The sequence below is a fragment of the Prauserella salsuginis genome (assembly GCF_024648885.1).
GTDB classification, from domain to species: Bacteria; Actinomycetota; Actinomycetes; order Mycobacteriales; family Pseudonocardiaceae; genus Prauserella; species Prauserella salsuginis.
The window spans coordinates 61,493-79,921 of record NZ_JANBBF010000014.1; the positions used below are offsets into that span (position 1 = coordinate 61,493).

General features: G+C 68.5%; 20 protein-coding genes and 1 pseudogene. 8 read left to right on the plus strand and 13 right to left on the minus strand.

The genetic code is table 11. From position 1 onward, the window contains the following. Positions 1–110: 110 nt before the first annotated feature. The 4 genes from LY40_RS22810 (at position 111) to LY40_RS22825 (ending at position 3,099) form a co-directional block, all read left to right on the plus strand. On the plus strand, positions 111–584 hold the full coding sequence (locus LY40_RS22810; RefSeq protein ID WP_258938090.1) for a DinB family protein: 474 nt from the start codon (positions 111–113) through the stop codon (positions 582–584). 187 nt (positions 585–771) lie between these two features. Further along, a complete protein-coding gene (locus tag LY40_RS22815) occupies positions 772–1,377 on the plus strand; it encodes a helix-turn-helix domain-containing protein (RefSeq protein ID WP_258938091.1) in 606 nt (201 codons plus the stop codon). Continuing rightward, the gene (locus LY40_RS22820; RefSeq protein WP_258938092.1) at positions 1,370–2,173 is read left to right on the plus strand and encodes a B3/B4 domain-containing protein; all 804 of its coding nucleotides are present in this window, start codon (positions 1,370–1,372) and stop codon (positions 2,171–2,173) included. The genes LY40_RS22815 and LY40_RS22820 overlap by 8 nt, the downstream gene beginning before the upstream one ends. Beyond that, on the plus strand, positions 2,170–3,099 hold the full coding sequence (locus LY40_RS22825) for a dihydrodipicolinate synthase family protein (RefSeq protein WP_258938093.1): 930 nt from the start codon (positions 2,170–2,172) through the stop codon (positions 3,097–3,099). The genes LY40_RS22820 and LY40_RS22825 overlap by 4 nt, the downstream gene beginning before the upstream one ends. A gap of 38 nt (positions 3,100–3,137) precedes the next feature. On the opposite strand, the gene LY40_RS22830 is transcribed toward LY40_RS22825, so the two are convergent. The 7 genes from LY40_RS22830 to LY40_RS22860 all read right to left on the minus strand — a co-directional run bounded on the left by LY40_RS22830 (position 3,138) and on the right by LY40_RS22860 (position 9,899). Then, positions 3,138–3,695, minus strand: a complete 558-nt coding sequence (locus tag LY40_RS22830) for a hypothetical protein (RefSeq protein WP_183783225.1) — start codon at positions 3,693–3,695, stop codon at positions 3,138–3,140. 10 nt (positions 3,696–3,705) lie between these two features. After that, a complete protein-coding gene (locus LY40_RS22835) occupies positions 3,706–4,587 on the minus strand; it encodes an alpha/beta fold hydrolase (RefSeq protein WP_258938094.1) in 882 nt (293 codons plus the stop codon). 129 nt (positions 4,588–4,716) lie between these two features. Further along, entirely contained in the window at positions 4,717–5,793 is a 1,077-nt protein-coding gene (locus LY40_RS22840; RefSeq protein ID WP_258938095.1) for a hypothetical protein, read from the minus strand. A gap of 230 nt (positions 5,794–6,023) precedes the next feature. Beyond that, positions 6,024–6,881, minus strand: coding sequence for an aldo/keto reductase (locus LY40_RS22845; protein ID WP_258938096.1), 858 nt, complete (start codon positions 6,879–6,881; stop codon positions 6,024–6,026). Between the two features lie 295 nt (positions 6,882–7,176). Beyond that, positions 7,177–7,740 carry a dihydrofolate reductase family protein gene (locus LY40_RS22850; protein WP_258938097.1) on the minus strand — a complete coding sequence of 188 codons (564 nt, stop codon included), beginning with the start codon at positions 7,738–7,740 and terminating at the stop codon, positions 7,177–7,179. 714 nt (positions 7,741–8,454) lie between these two features. After that, positions 8,455–8,919: an acetyltransferase gene (locus tag LY40_RS22855; RefSeq protein WP_258938098.1), complete on the minus strand. Its 465-nt coding sequence runs from the start codon at positions 8,917–8,919 to the stop codon at positions 8,455–8,457. A gap of 182 nt (positions 8,920–9,101) precedes the next feature. Next, complete coding sequence (locus LY40_RS22860) at positions 9,102–9,899, minus strand: sulfite exporter TauE/SafE family protein (protein ID WP_258938099.1); 798 nt, start codon at positions 9,897–9,899, stop codon at positions 9,102–9,104. A gap of 84 nt (positions 9,900–9,983) precedes the next feature. Between LY40_RS22860 and LY40_RS22865 the strand changes: the two genes are divergently transcribed. Then, the gene (locus tag LY40_RS22865) at positions 9,984–10,784 is read left to right on the plus strand and encodes an AraC family transcriptional regulator (RefSeq protein ID WP_258938100.1); all 801 of its coding nucleotides are present in this window, start codon (positions 9,984–9,986) and stop codon (positions 10,782–10,784) included. Between the two features lie 110 nt (positions 10,785–10,894). On the opposite strand, the pseudogene LY40_RS22870 reads toward LY40_RS22865, so the two are convergent. The 4 genes and pseudogenes from LY40_RS22870 to LY40_RS22885 all read right to left on the minus strand — a co-directional run. After that, positions 10,895–11,047 (minus strand): annotated as a pseudogene (locus LY40_RS22870) (Txe/YoeB family addiction module toxin); the annotation flags it as partial. Between the two features lie 192 nt (positions 11,048–11,239). Beyond that, complete coding sequence (locus LY40_RS22875) at positions 11,240–11,557, minus strand: hypothetical protein (protein WP_258938101.1); 318 nt, start codon at positions 11,555–11,557, stop codon at positions 11,240–11,242. A gap of 543 nt (positions 11,558–12,100) precedes the next feature. Beyond that, positions 12,101–12,739 (minus strand): DUF3558 domain-containing protein, encoded by a 639-nt coding sequence (locus tag LY40_RS22880; protein ID WP_258938102.1) that lies wholly within the window; start codon positions 12,737–12,739, stop codon positions 12,101–12,103. Then, the gene (locus LY40_RS22885; RefSeq protein ID WP_258938103.1) at positions 12,736–13,209 is read right to left on the minus strand and encodes a hypothetical protein; all 474 of its coding nucleotides are present in this window, start codon (positions 13,207–13,209) and stop codon (positions 12,736–12,738) included. Before LY40_RS22885 ends, LY40_RS22880 begins: the two co-directional genes overlap by 4 nt. Positions 13,210–13,364: 155 nt before the next feature. Between LY40_RS22885 and LY40_RS22890 the strand changes: the two genes are divergently transcribed. Next, complete coding sequence (locus LY40_RS22890) at positions 13,365–13,700, plus strand: hypothetical protein (RefSeq protein WP_258938104.1); 336 nt, start codon at positions 13,365–13,367, stop codon at positions 13,698–13,700. Between the two features lie 219 nt (positions 13,701–13,919). Here LY40_RS22890 and ychF read toward each other — a convergent pair whose 3' ends face one another. Beyond that, on the minus strand, positions 13,920–15,002 hold the full coding sequence (ychF, locus tag LY40_RS22895; RefSeq protein WP_258938105.1) for a redox-regulated ATPase YchF: 1,083 nt from the start codon (positions 15,000–15,002) through the stop codon (positions 13,920–13,922). A gap of 113 nt (positions 15,003–15,115) precedes the next feature. Here ychF and LY40_RS22900 point away from each other — a divergent pair, with 113 nt between their 5' ends. After that, positions 15,116–16,858, plus strand: coding sequence for a DNA-3-methyladenine glycosylase 2 family protein (locus LY40_RS22900; protein WP_307877104.1), 1,743 nt, complete (start codon positions 15,116–15,118; stop codon positions 16,856–16,858). Further along, on the plus strand, positions 16,855–17,358 hold the full coding sequence (locus tag LY40_RS22905; protein WP_183783210.1) for a methylated-DNA--[protein]-cysteine S-methyltransferase: 504 nt from the start codon (positions 16,855–16,857) through the stop codon (positions 17,356–17,358). Before LY40_RS22900 ends, LY40_RS22905 begins: the two co-directional genes overlap by 4 nt. Positions 17,359–17,513: 155 nt before the next feature. On the opposite strand, the gene LY40_RS22910 is transcribed toward LY40_RS22905, so the two are convergent. Beyond that, positions 17,514–18,224 (minus strand): hypothetical protein, encoded by a 711-nt coding sequence (locus LY40_RS22910; RefSeq protein WP_258938106.1) that lies wholly within the window; start codon positions 18,222–18,224, stop codon positions 17,514–17,516. Positions 18,225–18,429: the final 205 nt, after the last annotated feature.

Sequence of the window (18,429 nt, forward strand, 5' to 3'; positions counted from 1 at the left end):
CGCGAGAAAGTCGCGGAGCCAACGATCGACGTCACGCATCGTCTCCGCTCGGAGCGGCCGAACGGCCTCGCGCACCCCCGTCGACGGGCAGTCCGTGCCAGGGTTTCCCCATGGAGATCCACGTCGCGGACGAACGCGCACAGCTCGAGGCGAGACTCGACGAACAGCGTGAACAGATTTTGGGCATCCTGGCCGACCTCGACGAATCGGAGGCGCGGGAGCGACTGGTGCCGTCGCTGACCACTCCGCTCGGACTGGTCAAACACGCCGTCTTCGTGGAGCGAGTCTGGTTCCATTCCCGGGTGGCCGGCGTGCCCCGGGCCGAGTTGGGACTGCCCGACAGCGTCGACGACAGTTTCGTGCTGACTGCCGAGGACACGATCGAAACCGTCAGCCGGTCGTTCGTCGACGCGTGCGCGCACTCCCGTGCCGTAGCGGCGGATCACGACCTCGACGAGCAGTTCTCGTGGCGGCGCGGCCCGGTCGATCTGCGCTACATCTACGGGCACATGATCGCCGAGTTCGCCCGCCATGCCGGCCACGGCGACATCCTCGTCGAGCAGCTCAGATCGCAGCGAACCTAAGACACAGCGAACTCAAGGCGCAGCGAACTCAAGGCGCAGCGAACTCAAGGCGCAGCGAACCCAGGACACCGTGACCCCAGGACACCGTGAGCCCAGGGACGAGGGCCCCTGACCGATTCACGGCGCCGGAATCGGCGAACGACACCTCCCGCAATCGGTGCCTTTTCAGTGCACTATGATGCACTCCATGGACGACGGTGCAGCGACGCTCGCTCGTGCGATCGGCACGCGAGTGAAGCAGGAACGGCGTGCCCGCGAGTGGACGCTCGACCAGCTCGCCGCGCATGCCGGGGTGAGCAGGCGCATGGTCGTGAACGTCGAACACGGAACGGCGAACCCGAGCGTGAGCACGCTGCTGCGACTGTCGGAGGCACTCGGTGTCGGACTTCCCTCCCTCGTCGAACCACCCGTCGCCCGCACGGCCAAGCTGACCAGGGCCGGCGAGGGCGCCGTGCTGTGGACGGGCGAGTCGGCCGGCCGCGGCACCCTGGTGGCCGGCACGCACCCGCCCGACGTGGTCGAGCTGTGGGACTGGACCCTCGCCGCGGGCGAGCGGCACGAGAGCGAGGCGCACGCCGACGGCACCCGCGAACTGCTGCACGTTCAGGAGGGTGCGATCACCGTCGAGGTCGACGGCCAGGTCCACGAACTCGGCACCGGGGACGCGCTGACCTTCCACGGCGACGTCCCGCATTCCTACGCGAACCCTCACGACGAGTCCGCGCGGTTCTCGCTGACGGTCTTCGAACCGGGCGTGGGGACGACACACAGAACGGAGCAACCCGATGCCTGACCTCGTGACGCCCGACGACTTCCTGGCGGCCTGCACCGTCGAGCCGGAGGTGTTCGAGCTGCGACCGGACTACCGCGCCGCGCTGCTCGTCGTCGACGGCCTCGCACCGGACAACAGTGACGGCGCCGTCGACGCGGCCGACGAACTGATCGCTTCCGCCGAGGCGCACGCCCGCACCCTGCTGGCGAGCACGCCGGTCGACGAGCTGCCGCACATCGCCGCCTGGCGCGAGGCCTATCGGGCGTTCGGAGCCAAGCCCCAGCGCACCCGCAACAGTCTGGAAGCGCTCACCCGGCGAGCCGAGAAGGGGCTGCCGCGGGTGAACGCACTCACCGACGTCTACAACGCCGTGTCCGTACTGCGCCAGATTCCGCTCGGCGGCGAGGACTTCCACGCCTACGACGGGCCGGCACGGCTGACCAGAGCTACCGGCGACGAGCCCTTCGACACGGCCGCGGGCGGTGAGACCGTCCTCGAGCACCCGCAGCCCGGTGAGGTCGTGTGGTGTGACGGCTCGGGAGTGACGTGCCGCCGGTGGAACTGGCGGCAGGGCCGCCGCACCGGACTCACCGACGCCACGACGACGGCGCTGTTCATCCTCGACGCGCTCGCACCCATGACCGACGAAGAGCTCACCTCCGCGGCCGACGACCTCGCCGACGCAGTGGGCATGCTCGGTGACAGAGTGACCGTCACACGCCGGCTGATCGGCGCCGCACCGGAAGTGACTCCGCCGAAAGAGACCCCGGTAAACGAGACACCGGCAAACGAGAATCCGGCGAAGGAGACCGTATGACCACCCGAGGGCAACGTCCGGACGCGACCGGCGCGTTCACCGGACTCAGCGCCTTCCCGCTCACTCCCCTGCGGGACGACACCGTCGACGAGGCCGCGTTCGTCGGACTGGTCGAACGGCTCGTGGCCGCGGGGCCGGATTCGATCACCGCGCTCGGCTCGACCGGGTCCTACGCCTACCTCGGCAGGGAGGAACGCGCCCGCGTCGCCCGCCTGGCCGTCGAGCAGGCCGACGGCGTGCCCGTGTTCGTCGGTGTCGGCGACCTGCGGACGTCACATGTCCTCGCGCACGTCGACAACGCGGAAGCCGCGGGCGCGGCGGGAATCCTGCTCGCCCCGATGACCTACCAGCCGCTCACCGACAGCGACGTGTTCGAGCTGTTCCGCACCGTCACCGAGTACACCGAGTTGCCGGTCATCGTCTACGACAATCCCGGCACCACCCATTTCACCTTCACCACCGACCTCTATGCCCGCATCGCCGAGCTGCCGGGGATCGCGTCGATCAAGATCCCCGGTGTGCCCACCGATCCCGCGGCGGCCCGCGCCCGGGTCGCCGGGATCCGGGCGGCCGTGGGCGAGCACGTGACGATCGGCGTCTCCGGGGACGCCGTCGCGGCTGCCGGACTGAACGCGGGCTGCGATGCGTGGTATTCGGTCATCGGCGGCACGTTGCCGTCACCGGCGTTGACGATCACGCGTGCCGCGCAGGAAGGACGCGGCGCCGACGCGACCGCGGAATCCGACCGGCTCGCACCGCTGTGGGACCTGTTCGCAGCGTTCGGCGGCAGCCTGCGCGTGGTCGCCGCGATCGCCGAACATCTCGGCCTCGCCCCGCGCGAATGCCTGCCGCTGCCCGTCCGGGGGCTCGGTGATCCGCAACGGGCCGCGATCGCCGGGGTGGTCGACGAACTCGGCCTCGCGTAGCGGCGCGGCCGGTCTGCCCGCCCACGCCGCGGCGCGTCTCACGTGGTGTCGAGGTGCCGTTCGAGGCCGGTGGTGACGATTTCCATCGACGCGAACGTGAGCGGGCCACCGACGTAGCTCGTCACCCACCGGCCGTGCGCGTGAATGCTCGGCTCCCGGCGATTCTTCGTGCGTACGTGGATGTCCTCGGCATGCGGCGGTTTCCTGGCCGGCACTTCCGCCACGGCGACGGTGAGCGCGCCTCGAGGCGGCGCGTCGGCGTGCGGATCGCTGTAGACGGTCAGCTGGAAGACGAACCGCGCCTTCTCGCTTTCCGTGTCGTAGAAGACATGATGCGCTCGGGACAGGGCGAAGTCACTGAACGGCCGCAGGGCGCCCATGCCACGGATCCGCTCGACTTCCGATTCCGGGTACTCCTCGGCGTACTCGTAGCCGTGATCGCGAGCCCACGCCGGAAACTCGGCACTCTCCTTCTGCTGCCGGGCCAGCTGACGGCGCAGCCGCATCCGGGCGACGACGAACGCGGTCACACCTGCCCCGACGACGAGCACGATGATCGCACCGATCGCCGCCAGCACACCCCAGAAAACCGACATAGCGGAGATCTTACTGAGGCGAGGAGCTCACTCCTGCCGTGGTGCTCCCGTACTCGCCCCGCACATGGTCGACGAGTGCGGGCACCACCACGTCCCACACCGGCGGCGGTGGCACCTCGTGCCCCATACCCTCGACCCGCAGGAGGGTGGCGTCCGGAATCATGCCGGCGAGCGCCTCACCGTGGGCCAGCGGGAACAGCGGATCCGTGTCGCTGTGGATGACGAGCGCCGGTGCCGTGATCGCGGAGGGGTCCGTATCGGTGCCGCCCGCGACGAGGAAGTGGTTCGTCAACGACGATTCCATGTTCCGGCTCCGGCCCACCTCCTCGGTGGCGATCGCACGGAAACGTTCCTCGTCGAAACCGAGCGAGCCCGCGTAGGGACGTTCGGCCTCGACACGGTGGTGGACGACGGCCGCGAGGTCGGTCCAGTCACCGACCCCCGGGAGTGCGCTCTCCGCCTCACCCACGGCCGCTTCGGGTGCGGGCAGGTCTCCTGGGTCCCCTCCGGCCGGTGACGATTCGATCAAGGTGAGTGTCCGCACCCGGTGCGCAGCGTGGACACCGAGGTACTGCGCGATCCCGCCACCCATCGACAGCCCCACGAGGTGCGCCGTGTCGACACCCAGTGCATCGAGGATCCGTACCGGATCGGTCGCCAAGTCGACATCCGTGTAGTCCGGCAGGCCGGGCGGGCTCGTCGTCGACCGCCCCGTGTCCCGTTGGTCGTACCTGACGACGTAGAGCCCTTCCGCGGCGAGGACCTCACAGAATTCAGGCGTCCACCAGTCCATCGACTGCGTGGCACCGGCCATGAGCAACACCGGCGGAGCGCTCCGGTCGCCGAACTCGTCGACGGCCAGGGAGACGTGATCGAATTCGAGGATCTTCACGTCCCCAACGTCCTCCCGCCGGCATCGCCCGTCAAACGGGTCTCGCCGGGATGGAGGTCCGGACTGCCCGCTCGCCCGGCGTGCCGTCGATCCGGTGCGGCGCCAGGAGCTGTCCACGGCGGACCGACGTCACAGCATGGCGAGCCTTCCGGCGATCCGCTGGTTCACCGCGTGGACCAGGGACGCATGATTCATGGCGTTTCCGGTGTCTCCGCCGTTTCCCGTGCCAGTCTTCCGCGTAGCACTGTCTCCCGTGGCACTGTTTCCCGTGGCACTGTTTCCCGTGGCATTGCAGAATTCGCCCGGAGCGCCGCCCGGAGTCAGCTCGAAAGCATCGTCGCCGTCGACGTACAGATGCCACACGGCGCCCGGCCCACCGGTAGCAGACACGAAGTCCGCGACCCACGCGCCGACGTCTCGCCAGTCCACGAAATCCACGCGATAGGCCGAGTTGACGCGCCGCCGCTTGCCGGGCCCCACGAACATCCCGAGCCGCTGTCGCCACGACCGCTGGTCCGGCAGATTCCACTGGTCCGTGGGCCAGAATTCGTCCTGCCACAACGCGACGGCGTTGCGGGGCCCGACGCGCACGATCAGCTCGGCCGCCTCGCCGCCGTCCTCACCGCGCATGCGCTGCGCAACCACGTAGACGGGCACCGCATCGCTGTGGAGGGGCTGAGCGGCGAGGACGACGGCAGGGGCCGGTCGCCCGGCATCGTGCACCATGCCGAGTGCGCGCAGTGGCGCGGCGCGCACGCTCGCGGCGAACCGTGACCATCCCTGCGCCGACCAGCCACGATAGAGCCAGTCGACGGCCTCTGGCGTGAGTACGGGGCCCCGGCTCGCAGCCAGCGGAGTGCCGCACACCGCGGAGCACCACCGGGGCAGGCCGGCTGGGACACCGCCGACGATCGGGACGGTGTGCCCTTCGCCGTCGGTCATCCAGGGCGGCCGTAACCGACGTGGCAGGTGGGTGGAGCCGAAGAAGCATCCGGCGGCGAAGCACAGCACGGCGACGAACCCGACGCCGGTGAGAATCCACTGCAGCGCTTCGGGAAGCTCACCACCGGACGGGGCCCGGACGAGAACGACGACCAGCGCGACGAGGCCGCCTCCCACGACACCGATCCCCATGAAGAGCATGCCCGAGCCCAGGTAGGGATAGAGATAGGTGTAAGGGCGCCAGACTCCCCGGTAATTCAGCACTCCGGCAGCGGTAAACGCCGCACCCACGGCGAGCAGGAAGAACGCGAAGGCAAGAATGGCATGACCTCCGCAGCTTTCCGCGTTGCTTCTGCATCCACGGCCGGACGCACCGAGCCGACCTGTCCGGGGCTCCTCGCGCTCCGGCGGCTCGGCTACACGCAGAGCCTAACGTCACGACGTGTCGGCACGGACCGGGCTCGGCGAGTACCGGCGCTCCCGCCGTACCCGTGTCACCGTCCGCTGTAGACCGGGAACACGCTGTGCTCACCGTAGTCCTGCGCCCTCAGTTCCCGCAGTGCGGCCATGTCGGAGTCCGAGATCGTGAAGTCCACCGCGGCGTTGGAGCGCATGTGCTCCGGGTTGGCGGTCTTCGGCAGCGACACGGTGCCCAGCTGCAGGGTGTAGCGGATGCAGAGCTGCGGAACGGAGACGCCGTACTGCGCGGCCATCGACCGCAACTCGTCGTTGTCCAGGACCGCCCCGTGCGCGATCGGCGAGTACGCCTCCACGAGGACGTTCTTGCTCTCGCAGTAGGAGACGAGGTCGGCCGGGGTGTTGCCGGCATGGACCAGCAGTTGGTTCACGTGCGGTGCGACCGTGCAGTTGTCGAGGATGTTCTCCAGGTCCTTCTGCTGGAAGTTGGACACACCGATGGAGCGGATCCTGCCCGACCGGTAGGCCTCTTCGAGGGCACGCCACGCGGCGCGGTTACCCTCGGCGTAGGCGCCGCCGCGGAAGTCGTGCCACGGCTGCGGGCTGTGGATGAGCATCAGATCGACGTGGTCGAGCCCCATAGCCGTGAGGGAACCGTCGATCGCGGCGACCGCCTCGTCGTAGTCCTTGATCTCGGCGGCCAGCTTGGTCGATACGAATAGCTCGTCACGAGGTACACCACTGCTGCGCACGCCTTCGCCGACCTCACGCTCGTTGCCATAGGCCTGAGCGGTGTCGATGTTGCGATAGCCGATCTCGACGGCGTCGCGTACCGCCTGCGGGACCTCGTCGTCGGCGATGAACCACGTGCCCAAGCCCAACTTGGGGATCTGGACACCGTTCGACAGCGTGTACTGCTCGCTCAGGATCGTCATGCGCTCTCTCCTCCGTTCGTGGTCGCGTGCCTCCCGGACGTTCCCTCTTCGACGGCCGAGTGGTGAACGCGGTACGGGCTGGCGGGTTCCCCGATCGGCACCGGCAGGTCACCGCCGCTTCGTCCTGGCACGCCGCGGCCACGGGACACTTCGGTGCGCCGTGCATCCACGCCGCTCCGACCGACGCGTTGCGATCCTTGCCGTTGACATCGGCGAGCGCCACACGGAGTTGGGAGACCGTGGTGATGCGCCGGCCCTCCGCTCCAGCCGTCCACCATCCGCACGCGCACTCGACTTAGTGTTGCGTGTAATGGAGGTACGCGGTGCCGTTGTCGAAGATACGGTGCTCGGCGAGGCGCAGGTCGAGTTGCGTGTCCTCCGGCACGGCCCGGAGCCCTCCGCCCACTACCTTGGGCACAACGAAGAACCGGAAGTTCTGCACCAAACCCGCGCGGATCGCCGCGCTCGCCGTCGTCGGCCCGAAGATCTCGACCTCGCCCGAAGCCTGCGCAACGATCCGCTCGAGTTCGCCGAGATCGAGATCGGGAACGAGCCGGTCCCGTTCGGACGCGAGATCGTCTCGCGTCAGGGTCGAGGAAGCCACGATGTGCTCGATGCCGCGCCATCGGCGGGCGAACTCGTGCTCCGCGGCACCCCAGGAGCCGTCGGCCGGCGCGGACTCCCAGTACCGCATCAGCAGATACGTGTTGCGGCCCAGCACCTCGGTCGACACCATCCCCATGCGGTCGACATGGGATTGGAACACCTCGGCACTCGGGCCCAACCGGTCGAAGTCACCGTTCGCATCGGCGACGTAACCGTCGAGCGACATGGTCGCGGTGTAACTCAGCGCTCCCACACGTCTTCACCCCCACGACCGGTCGTCCGTCGCAATCGCTTCCTGCCGAACGTAGGTCCGCCCCAGTCACGCCGCAACCCGTTCCCTCGAGCAGCTGCATCCGGTGTTCGGGTGGTCGCAGCTACTCGCCTCGCATCGAATCGGCTCGCGTGGAGACCGGCGGTTCGTAGGCCTACCCATGGTTCGTCGACCGGGAGCACGCGGCCGACATGCCGCCCCCACGCGAATGTCGCGGCCACGAACGCACTATCGCGAATCCGCTGCCGCGATGGAGGAGTCCGCCGAGTCGAACCCGGCTCACCACCGGCATCATCCGTGACCGAAGCCCCGTCGAGCTGCGTTGGCGCGCGAGAACCCCGCTGTTGAGATGCTCCGAACCACTGGCGGCTAACCGCGGAACGCCGCTGCGGGACGGCCGTACCCGCGAGCACTCCGCACCACGCCGGCGTGGCCGAACCGAACCTGGGCGACACGGCCACGGCACTGCGGACCGCTCCGCGACGTGATCTCGACGGGGACTCGCTACGCCGACGCGCTACGCCGCAGCGGACGTAGTCGCTCAGTCAGCTACGGAACCGCGACAGCGTCGAGGAAACCATCGGCCCATTAGTACATTGTGGACACTGTGCACACGGTCCAGCGGCGCGACAGCGTGGAGCGCGCGGCGCTGCGCCACCGAGTTCAGACGGGCCGACATCTCGGCCGCCCCGGCGCCTACTCGTGATCGGCTGCTGTCGCCAGCACCATGTGCAGCAAGGGGTACGGCAGTCCCTCGCCGTCCACCGGACTCCTGCCCGTCACTTCGAATCCGGCGCGCTGATAGAAGCCCACCGCCTGTTCGTTCTGCTCATTGACGTCAACCGCCGTCGCGCCGTCTGCGACGAGCACGTGCTTCAGCAGCTTCGTGCCGATGCCGCCGCCGCGATGGTCGGCGTCGACGAACAGCATCTCCAGCTTGCCGTCCGCCGTCCCCGCGAAGCCGATCGGAGTTCCGCGACGTTCCGCGACAGTGATGCTCACCTGTGGAAGGTAGTCGGTCGCAAGGCGTGCCTCGATCGCTGCCCGGTGTTCCGCAGCTAGAAAACCGTGGGTGGCATCAACAGCAGTACGCCACACCTTCACAAGCTGCGGATACTCCCCCACGCCCTTCGTGTCTCGGAGCACGACGTCGTCGCTCATGAGAACGATCGTACGCAGCTCGGGAGTCCACGGTCGCGCACATTTCTGCCACTCACGGCTGACACTGAGCAGCGAACACTCAGCAGATCGAACAGCACCGAAGATCGAACGGCGCCCAGCCACCCGTGGCCGCGGACTCGCCACACGTGGGGCTATGTCCTGCGTACCCGGCCTGTTGCGGATCATCCCGTCACGGCCACGGCCGTCGCTGCTACCACGAGCAACGCGAGGTAGGCCCAGCTGTGTACCGCATCCGGGATCCTCGGCGGCCGCCTTCGCAGCAGGACGATGACCGGGATCGCGCCGGCTAGCAGGGCAAGCGCCGAGACGACGTCGACCGTCCCGACCAGTCCAGGGGCCGAGGCGACGGCGCTCCCGAACGCGGACGCCACGAGCATCGCCGGTACCGCGATCGCAACGGTCAACGGGTTCGCGAGCGAGGTCGCCACGCTCATGTCCATTCCGGACCGGCGCATCATCGGGACGGTCATCACGCTCCCGCCGACGCCGAGAAACGACGCGATTCCACCGATCGGTATGCCCCAGCCATCGGGTAGCGGACGGCCGCTGGGAGTCTTCGGCCGTCGCTCCGCCCCACGCCAGGACAGGAATCCCGGGCGGAGCAGCAGGTCGACGACGGTGATGCCGATGTAGGCCACGAATCCCCAGCGCGGGACGACGTCCGGCACGAACAGCGCTCCGACCCCGCCTACCGCTCCGCCGAGGGCGAGCAGAACGAACAGCGACCGCCGCCCGCGGAGATGGGCGAGGACGCTCCGCCTCGTCGCCGAGGTCGCGACGACCGCGTTGACGAGCATGACCAGCGCCGACGTCGCAATCGCGATGCGTAACGCGTCCGGCCCCCGCGCTGCGTCGACGAACAGGATGATCGGGACGGTGACGAAGCCTCCCCCGAAGCCGAACAGGACCGTTGTCACTCCGACGGCCGCGCCCACGAGGAACAGAACCAGTATTGACACGCTCCCATCCGACCGCGCGCCTACGCAGGCGAGCAATCGATTGTTGATCGAGAAGTTTCGCGTTCTCGCCACTAGGGTGGTGTCGTGCACAACATCTGCCTCGACGATGTCGATCACCTGCCGATCGACGTGCTCCCGATCGGGACGGACTACCCGCCTGCTCACCAGCTGCCCCGGCACACGCATCGCCGGGCGCAGCTGCTGTACGGAGCGAGCGGAGTGATGCAGGTCGAGACGGACGACGGGTCGTGGACGGTCCCCACCGACCGCGCTGTCCTCATCCCACCGGGCGTCGCGCACGAGGTGCTGATGGATGAGGTGACGACATGGAGCATGTACATCGAGCCGGACGCCGTGCCGTGGTGGCCGACCCGCTGCATGGTCGCCGAGATCGGCCCCCTGCTGCGCGAGCTTCTACGCGCAGCGAACGAGTTCGCTCCGGACTACGACGTCGCGGGACGTGACGGCGCCGTCATCGACCTGGCGCTGCACGAGCTGCGCCGCCTCACGCCGACGGCACTGGCGATCTCATTACCCCGCGACGAGGCGTTCCGCTCGCTGTGTCGCGGCTACCTCGCTTCCCCCGACCTGGCCGTGACCAACGAGACCTGGGCACAAGCCGCGAAGCAGAGCCCGCGGACGTTCGACCGCCACTTCCGCGCTCAGACCGGCAGCAGTCCCGCCGCGTGGCGAGCCCGCGCCCGTCTCCTCGCCGGCCTACGACAACTGCCTGCCTCGACCATCACCGACGTTGCTGCCCGGCTCGGATACGCCTCACCCGCGGCGTTCACCGCGGCATTCACACGCGCGTTCGGCGCACCACCGTCACGTTTCGTCCCACGAGCCGGCAGGGCCCCACAACCAGCACCCGTCGCCGACCTGTGAGGGGCCGGGACGACAACCGCGTCGGGTGCTGGTCCAGACATTGAAGCGGAACTCCACCCACGTGCCCACGCGTAGGGACATCCAGGCTCAATAGTGGAAGCGGCCTGCAGGATCACCAGGTCTTCGCCGTCGACGGGGCATACCAGTCTGTGCGCGTCGGTGATGCGCCGCGACCACGATCCCTGCGCGCCATACTTGAGCTGCTCAGGCTTGCCGATCCCGGAGAACGACTCTTGGAGGCAGGCGTCGATGAGCTTGTTGATGCACCCTGCTCAACATGATGAGCCACACAGCGCGGGGCGATCAGATCATCGCCGAGAATCCGACCTCAACCACGTTCCGTAACCGATCAACCTCTGACGCGAGAGCCGCGCCCAACACCGCATGGTCATCGCCCAGAGCGAATCGCGGATCCGACGCGGTCTTCCCTCCATGTCGAGCGCTGGAACATCGCCTCACTCCGGGGGCCGTGTGCCGAGGCCCCTTCGGGCGCGCTCCTTTCGCCTCACCCGGATCTCCACGACGACGAGAGACACATGGAACCACGCGATGAGCCCGCACACGACGGCAAAGATCCAGAACACGAGCATCAGCCGGGCGGCGTCCCCCATGTCGAGCACCGCGATCGACATCACGATGCAGCCAACCGCGCCGAGCGCCGCCCCGAGCGCCCACAGCACGCCCCAACCCAGGCTGATTCCCCAGGTCCGCGCCTCCGGGCCGACACCCTGTGGATCCGCGTTCCGCGTGCGCCGCTTACCGCGTTGTGACATTCGGGAACTCCTCCGGGCCGCCCTCAGCCGTCCCAGTTCCCGACTGCCCGGCGCATGACGTGAACCAGCGGGTCGACACGACCCTGAGCTCGGCTCGCCAGCACTCTACGTGCAGACGGGACCGCCCCGCCCCAGACGTCAGCCCGGCATTCCTCACACGTTGAAGCGGAACGTCTGATGCCATGCTGTGACCTGCATATACGCCCTGTTGATCTAGCAAAGTCAGCACGGGTCAGCTCACCACTGGGCGCCCTTGCCCGATGCCCGGTATCGAAGCGTGCCACAGCTCAACATCTTCGGCCTACGCCTGTCGTACGGTCGCGAAGCGGTCTGCTGGTTCACGATGTCCGAAGCCTTCAAGGTCTGGGGCAGGTACGACGCAGCGCTCGGCGAGCTATATATCTACCGCCAGTGGTAGTCATCCGGACCACGGCCTTCTTGACATCCGTGGTCCTCACCAGTCCCCGAGCTGGCCCTGGGCTGACTGACGCCGTCCCAGGCGGGCAACCTACGGCACCGGGCCGCAAGGCCCCGCCGTTCGGATTAGCCGTTCGCCTTCAGGTTGCTCACAACCCAGCTAGCGACCTCCTGAACGGGTTTGCACGGGTCCTTGCCCTCCCGCTCCGCGTCCGTCCCCAACGTGCCGGTAACCGATACGGCGTATTCGTTGGCGATACCGACCACGGCGGTACACATCGGGGCTTCGGCGCGCGACTTGTACGTCACTGCCGGGTACTCCTCCACGGGTGCAACTTCGTTGAACACCTCGGATTGCGGCTTGGCGTTGGCATACGTCGAGCTGAGTCCCTCGCCGGTCTCCGTCAGAAAGCCGACGATAAACGAGGATTGAGCGGACAAGTGAGTCCATCGGCATGACGTGCCGAGCTCTTCCTTATCAGTGCGCTTGCCCGGCTCTGCGCCCTCTCCGAGAGCGGTCGTGACCTGCTCTCGCGTCAGCGTGTCGCACGGGTCGCCGGAAACAGCCGATTCCGGCAGCGGGTTGTCTACGGCAGGCGCCCCACTGTGCGGCAGGTCCGATGTTGCTTCACTGCTAGCGGGTGCCGACGACGGGACCGAAGGCGCAGGGGAGCCCTGCGGTTCGGCCTGCCCATCCTCCCCAGAACATGCGGAAGCCAGCACCGCCAGCGAACCGACCGCCAGCGTGGCAAGTGCACGCTTCAATTGAAGAGTCCTCCTCCATCGTCTCCACCGGACTTCTTCACGTCCTTGCCCGCCTGCTCGTCGGTCTCGTTGTAGACGTCGAGCGCCTTTTGTAGCTTGTCCGCAATGTCGCGGTAGCGCTTCCACAAGACATACTGGTGATCCGCCCCTATTCGGAACATCTCCACCGCGACGTCTTGGAAGTGCCGACTTGCTGTGTCTTCAGCAGGCGGTTGGGCGTTACGCAGGCGCTCAGAGTCTTCGACCGCTTGCCTCACTCGGTCGGCGGCCCATTTGGCCTTCCGAACCATGCCCTCAGCGGTCTCGGGGTCCATCATGAAGCCACCGGCGATCGGCCCGGACGTGACTGCACCCATTGCCCAGCCGCCCTGAGTCGCGATGCCCTTATCGCCCTTGATCGCGAAGGCTGCCTGGTCCCAGAAACTGTCACCCTCGGTACCCGATCCAGACGCGCTCACGTCGTCTGCCATGCCCAGCGCTCCCCATCACTTCATAGGCCAACGGAAGCCTAGCGTAACGGCCCGCTGACTCACCGGGGCAACTTCCGACAGTCTCCTGCGGTCGGGGCAGTGTGCCGTCAACCACAAGCGGGTATTCCGCTTCCTATGAGGTGAGGTGAGTACTCATGCCCTTCGGGTTCAATCTGCCGGGTCCGTTCACCTGGCATCGACAGGACAAGTCCGGCAAGAAGTTGCTACATCAACAGCAGCAACAGGAAGCCGTTGACATGCTCCAGCGGGCCGCGGAGAGGAGCTTCCACAAGGATTTGATCAAGTACCTCGGCGAAGCGAAGGGTACTGAGGCAATCTTCGAGTTGAACCGCTTGAAGGGCGTTTCTGACGTCCTTTACAGCCGCCTAGAGAAGGACCTGCGCGCCCGAGTGAAGAGGGTCAGGACAGACGATAGGGCCGCCAGAGCTGAGGCCAGAGCGAAAGCCAAGGAAGCTAAGAAGGCAAACTAGTCGCCGACCGTCCCGACAGCGACTCTTCCCCGGAGGGCCCCGGCCTGCAAAGGCCAGGGCCTCTCTACATCTCAGGAAGTCAGCACCAAATCAGCACATTCCCGAGAACACTAGGGAGCACTTCATGCCACATCTGGGTATGTCATGCATAGGTATTAGTGCCTGACCTGCTCGTTTGATACCCGTGACCAGGGGCGATAATGGCACCATTTGACCAGGTCACACGTTGAAGCGGAACTCGACCACGTCGCCGTCGTGCATGACGTATTCCTTGCCCTCCATGCGGACCTTGCCCGCGGAGCGCGCGTCGGCCATGGAGCCCGCCGCCATGAGGTCGTCGTACGAGATGATCTCGGCCTTGATGAAGCCGCGCTCGAAGTCCGTGTGGATGACGCCCGCCGCCTGCGGCGCGGTGGCGCCCTGCGGAATCGTCCACGCGCGCGCCTCCTTCGGGCCCGCGGTGAGGTAGGTCTGCAGACCGAGCGTGTGGAACCCGGCACGGGCCAGCGCGTTCAACCCCGGCTCCTCCTGTCCGACCGATTCGAGCAGCTCCTGCACCGCCTCCTCGTCGTCCAGCTCGAGCAGCTCGGCCTCCACCTTCGCGTCCAGGAACACGGCGTCCGCGGGCGCGACCAGCTCGGTCAGCTCGGCACGCTTGGCCTCATCGGCGAGCACGCCCTCGTCGGCGTTGAACACGTACAGGAACGGCTTGATCGTCAGCAGGCTCAGCTCCCGCAGCAGCTCGACGTCGACCTCCTGCTGCGCGGCGAACAGCGTGCGGCCGGAGTCGAGGATCTCCTTGGCCTTCTTCGCGTTCTCGAGGGCCGGGCGCGCCTCCTTCTTGGTGCGCGCCTCCTTCTCCATCCGCGTCAACGCCTTCTCGAGCGTCTGCAGGTCGCCGAGGATGAGCTCGGTGTTGATCGTCTCGATGTCCGACAGCGGATCGATCGTGCCGTCGACGTGCGTGACGTCGGGGTCGTCGAACACGCGGATGACCTGGCAGATCGCGTTGGCCTCACGGATGTTGGCGAGGAACTTGTTGCCGAGCCCCGCCCCCTCGGAGGCGCCCTTGACGATGCCCGCGATGTCCACGAACGACACGGTCGCCGGGACGGTCTTCGCCGAGGCGAACATCTCGGCCAGCTTGTCCAGGCGCGAATCGGGCAGCGGCACGACACCGACATTGGGCTCGATCGTCGCGAACGGGTAGTTCGCCGCGAGCACGTCGTTCCGCGTCAGGGCGTTGAACAGGGTCGACTTGCCGACGTTGGGCAGGCCTACGATGCCGAGGGTCAAACTCACGGCTCGCAAGTGTACGTGCCGTCTGCCTGCCACTCGCGTCCCGTACCGACGCCCCGGCCGCCGTGTCCGATTTCCGCGAGTCACGGCGCTGACCTGGTGGCAGTATCGACGGCATGACCGAGACGGCCACCACCGGCATCTGGCACGACACCGACCGCTGCTACGCGGCCGTCAGCTCGCGCGACGCCCGGTTCGACGGCCGGTTCATCACCGGCGTCCGCACCACCGGCATCTACTGCCGCCCCTCGTGCCCGGCGATCACGCCCAAGCGCGGCAACGTCGAGTTCTTCGCCACCGCCGCCGCTGCCCAGGCCCGCGGCTTCCGTGCCTGCCGCCGCTGCCTGCCCGACGCGGTGCCCGGCTCACCGGACTGGAACGTCCGCGCCGACCTCGCGGGGCGCGCCATGCGGCTCATCGCCGAAGGCACCGTCGAACGCGAAGGCGTTCCCGGACTGGCGCGGCGGCTCGGCTACTCCGAACGCCAGCTCGGGCGGGTCCTCACCGCCGAGCTGGGCGCAGGCCCGCTCGCCCTCGCCCGCGCCCACCGGGCCCACGCCGCCCGCCTGCTCATCGAACGCTCCGCGATGCCGCTCACCGACGTCGCCTTCGCCGCAGGCTTCGCGAGCGTGCGCCAGTTCAACGACACGATCCGCGCCGTGTTCGGCCTGACCCCGTCCGACCTGCGCACACGCGCGACCTCCCGCCAGGTCGGCGACACGGGGACACCGGCGCCGGTGTCCGGCGCGACGCTCACCCTGCGGCTGCCGCTGCGCCCACCGTTCGACGGCGACGGCCTGCTGTCCTTCCTCGCCGCCCGCGCGGTCACCGGCGTCGAGTCGGCCACCCCGGCCCGGTACACCCGCACGCTGCGGCTGCCCCACGGCCCAGGGCGAATAACCGTGGAACCGGCCACCGCGACGGCCGCAACCGAAACCGCGCACGTGCCGTGCGAACTGTGGCTCACCGACGTCCGCGACCTCGCCGGAGGCGTCGCCCGGGTCCGCAGACTGCTCGACCTCGACGCCGACCCGGTCGCCGTCGACGACGCGCTGCGCCGCGACGACGCGCTGGCGCCGCTGGTCGCCGCTCGCCCCGGCATCCGTGTCCCCGGCGCGGTCGACGGACCGGAACTCGTCCTGCGGACGATGCTCGGCCAACAGGTGTCGGTCGCCGCCGCCCGTACCGCGGCGAGCCGCCTCGCAGCAGAGCTGGGCGAGAACCTGCCCGGCGAGACTCTGCCGGGCGACGCCCTGACCGGGGACGACCGGTCCGGCCACGACCCCGCCGGCGACGATCCCGCCGACGGCCAGGGTGGCACCGCCCTGTTGTTCCCCACCGCGTCCGCGGTCGCCGAGCACGCCACCGACGTCCTCCGTGGACCTCGTACCCGGATCGAGGCGATCCGCACCGTGGCAGGGGCGCTGGCGTCCGGCGATCTCGACGTCCACGCCGGCCGCGACCCCGACGAGCTGCGCCGGGACCTGCTCGCCCAGCCGGGCATCGGGCCGTGGACCGCCGACTACGTCGTCATGCGCGCACTCGGCCGGCCCGACGTACTGCTCGACGGCGACCTCGCACTGCGAACGGGATCCGCCGCGGCCGGTATCGACCCGGCCGAGCTGCCCGAGCGCGCGCTCGCCTGGCGACCGTGGCGGTCCTACGCGGGCATGCACCTCTGGCGCTCGGCGGCCACCGCGGACAGGGCAGTCGCCCCGAACGACGCCGCGAACGACGCCGCCGCGAACAGGACCAGTGCGGCCACTCTGAACGCGCGGCAGGACAACCGACACCGACACACGCCCCGTCACCTCGACCGGACACGACCGGTAACCGACGTTCAGGAAGGAACGCCATGACCACCGCCCACTGGTCCACACAGGACACCCATGCCGGACCGTTCACCGCGATCGTGGCCCCGGACGGAGCCGTCCTCGCTTCCGGATGGACGTCCGATGTGGACGAACTCGTGCCGGTGATGTCGCCGTCGCTGCGCCCCGGCGAACTACGCGAGAAGCGCGACCTCGGCACCGTCACGACCGCGGTCCGCCGCTACCACCAGGGCGAGTTCGACGCCGTCGACGCGATCGCCGTGCGCCAGCGGTCCGGCGAGTTCCTCAGCCACGCCTGGGACGTGTTGCGCACCGTGCCCGCCGGAAAGTCCGTCACCTACACCGAGCTGGCCGCGCTCGCCGGACGCCCGGACGCCGTCCGCGCCGCGGCGTCGGCCTGCGCGCGCAACGCCTGCGCCCTGTTCGTGCCCTGTCATCGCGTGCTGCGCGTCGGAGGCGCCATGGGCGGCTTCCGCTGGGGCGTCGACGTCAAACGGCGACTGCTCGCACACGAACGCCCCGCCTGACGCGCACCGGGCCGGCCACACACAGGTTCGGGCGGGGCGACGGTCGTCGCCCCGCCCGAACCGAAACGATCGGCCGTGGCTCAGCTACCGGGCTGCGGCTCAGCTGCCCGGCCGCAGCTCAGTGTCCCCGCTCGCAGCTCGTTTCCCGCTGCGGCTCAGTTTCCCGGCTGCTGCGGTTGCTGCTGCGGTGGCTGCTGCGGTGGCTGCTGCTGGCCACCGCCTTGCTGTTGCGCGGCCTGCAGCAGCTCCCGGCATTTCGGGGCCTGCTGGAACTCGCCGGAGAGTTGCTGGTTGCCCTGCAGCTGTTTGATCGGCTTCTGCAGGTCGACCTGCTGCAGCTTGCTGCTCGCCGCCTGCACGGCCTGGCTCGTCGCCTGCTTGTCCGAGGCCGGCGCCTTGTCGAGCTCCGACTTCGCCTCGTTCGCCGTCTCGCGGAGGTTCCGGTACGAGTCCTTGGCGGTCGAAAGGAACTTGTCGCCACCGTCAGTGGGTGAGGAGTCCATCGCGTTCATATCGGACAGGAACTTGTCGGTGCTCTGCGTGATCTTGCCGAGCATCGTGTTCATCGACTTCTTGAGAGCCGCCGGGTCCTGCGTTTCGGGCTTCGGCGTGCCCTGCGACGACGCCGAGAACTCGGCGAGGCTCCCGCAGAACCCGTCCATCCAGCGGACGCCTTCCTCGTTGACCTGGGAGCCGCCCTGGCCACCCTGCTGAGACTGCGAGGGGGCCGGGCCTGCCGAGCTCGACGCCGAACTGCCCGCCGACCCGTCCTGCTGGCCGGCGTTGTCACTCGCCTCCCCACCGCAACCGGTCAGCGCGATCGCCCCCGCCGCGACGGTGGCGAGCAATGTCAGGTGAGGTCGCATGTCGGAACCTCCGAATGTCGTAGGTGCGCTGGCCGCCCCCGCGTCGTCGGTGGCTCCTCCCAGCCCCCGATCGGCGATCCTCTTCCCCAGCCGGAGGGCGTGTGCTGCGAAGAGGTGCCGAGAAGGGACTGATCCGAAAGGGACGGATTGTCTGGCGGCCGGCTCACACCGGCCGCAACCTGGTCCCGCCTGCGGACCGGCGTTC

What these genes read in the sequence shown, in the direction of transcription:
- LY40_RS22810 (WP_258938090.1), top strand. Translation starts at nt 111, where the DNA reads ATGGAGATCCACGTCGCGGACGAACGCGCACAGCTCGAGGCGAGACTC.
- LY40_RS22815 (WP_258938091.1), top strand. Translation starts at nt 772, where the DNA reads ATGGACGACGGTGCAGCGACGCTCGCTCGTGCGATCGGCACGCGAGTG.
- LY40_RS22820 (WP_258938092.1), top strand. Translation starts at nt 1,370, where the DNA reads ATGCCTGACCTCGTGACGCCCGACGACTTCCTGGCGGCCTGCACCGTC.
- LY40_RS22825 (WP_258938093.1), top strand. Translation starts at nt 2,170, where the DNA reads ATGACCACCCGAGGGCAACGTCCGGACGCGACCGGCGCGTTCACCGGA.
- LY40_RS22830 (WP_183783225.1), bottom strand. Translation starts at nt 3,695, where the DNA reads ATGTCGGTTTTCTGGGGTGTGCTGGCGGCGATCGGTGCGATCATCGTG.
- LY40_RS22845 (WP_258938096.1), bottom strand. Translation starts at nt 6,881, where the DNA reads ATGACGATCCTGAGCGAGCAGTACACGCTGTCGAACGGTGTCCAGATC.
- LY40_RS22855 (WP_258938098.1), bottom strand. Translation starts at nt 8,919, where the DNA reads ATGAGCGACGACGTCGTGCTCCGAGACACGAAGGGCGTGGGGGAGTAT.
- LY40_RS22875 (WP_258938101.1), bottom strand. Translation starts at nt 11,557, where the DNA reads ATGTCACAACGCGGTAAGCGGCGCACGCGGAACGCGGATCCACAGGGT.
- LY40_RS22885 (WP_258938103.1), bottom strand. Translation starts at nt 13,209, where the DNA reads ATGGCAGACGACGTGAGCGCGTCTGGATCGGGTACCGAGGGTGACAGT.
- LY40_RS22890 (WP_258938104.1), top strand. Translation starts at nt 13,365, where the DNA reads ATGCCCTTCGGGTTCAATCTGCCGGGTCCGTTCACCTGGCATCGACAG.
- LY40_RS22900 (WP_307877104.1), top strand. Translation starts at nt 15,116, where the DNA reads ATGACCGAGACGGCCACCACCGGCATCTGGCACGACACCGACCGCTGC.
- LY40_RS22905 (WP_183783210.1), top strand. Translation starts at nt 16,855, where the DNA reads ATGACCACCGCCCACTGGTCCACACAGGACACCCATGCCGGACCGTTC.
- LY40_RS22910 (WP_258938106.1), bottom strand. Translation starts at nt 18,224, where the DNA reads ATGCGACCTCACCTGACATTGCTCGCCACCGTCGCGGCGGGGGCGATC.